Raw genomic sequence first — 981 nt, 5'->3', positions numbered from 1 at the left:
CTTTCATTTGAACAAAAACAAGCACATGAACAAGTATCAGCTAAAATCATGGTTTAAAAGGAATTTGACATTGACCTGTCAATTCCTTTCCTTTATTCTTTAACTTATGAACAAACACAAACAAACCCATGAATCAACAATTGAAGAACTGCAAGCGAGAAATGCGGAACTCAAAAAACAAAATGAAGCCTTACAGGATAAAATCAAATGGTTGGAAGAACAATTCCGCCTTAGCCAACATAAAAAATTTGGGGCTTCCAGTGAAAAAACGAATCCGGATCAACTCGAACTTCCTCTTTTTAATGAAGCTGAAATCACAGCGGATACAGAAGTGGAAGAACCTACACTTGAAACCATTACTTATAAACGGAAGAAGCATGTAGGAGGGCGCGATGCGAAACTAGAGAACTTGCCGACGGAAACGATTCACTATCGTTTAGCCGAAGAAGAGCAGGTTTGTTTGTGTTGCGGTGGAACCGTACACGAAATGAGTACGGAAATACGAAGAGAAATCAAGATTATTCCTGCTCAAGTAAAAGTCGTTGAGCATGTTCAACATATTTACAGTTGCCGTCAATGTGAACGGGAAGGAATCGAGACACCGATTGTCACAGCCAAAAATGCCAACACCAATTTACCCAAAAAGTCTGGCATCTGCATCGGCTATGGCCTATATCATGAATCAAAAATACGTGGAAGGAATGCCTCTTTATCGTCAAGAGAAGCAGTTGGAACGGTTGGGTGTGTATTTATCACGCCAAACGCTCGCCAACTGGATGATTTATGGTGCAATGAATTGGCTTTCCATTTTATACAACCGGATGCATGAGTTATTACTTGAAAACGATTTTCTGCATGCGGATGAAACTACACTTCAAGTTCTAGCAGAACCTGGACGAAAAGCGGATTCGAAGTCTTATATGTGGATGTATCGAACAGGACGAGACGTACCGCCAATCATCTTATATGATTATCAAACGA

1 pseudogene is annotated in these 981 nt (G+C 40.3%); it reads left to right on the top strand.

What is annotated here, in order from left to right:
• Window positions 1–106: 106 nt before the first annotated feature.
• Window positions 107–981, top strand: a pseudogene (locus tag ACFPOH_RS00200) (transposase); the annotation flags it as partial.

This window comes from Ureibacillus suwonensis (assembly GCF_042655065.1).
Lineage (GTDB): Bacteria > Bacillota > Bacilli > Bacillales_A > Planococcaceae > Ureibacillus > Ureibacillus suwonensis.
This window is presented reverse-complemented; position numbering and strand designations above follow the sequence as displayed.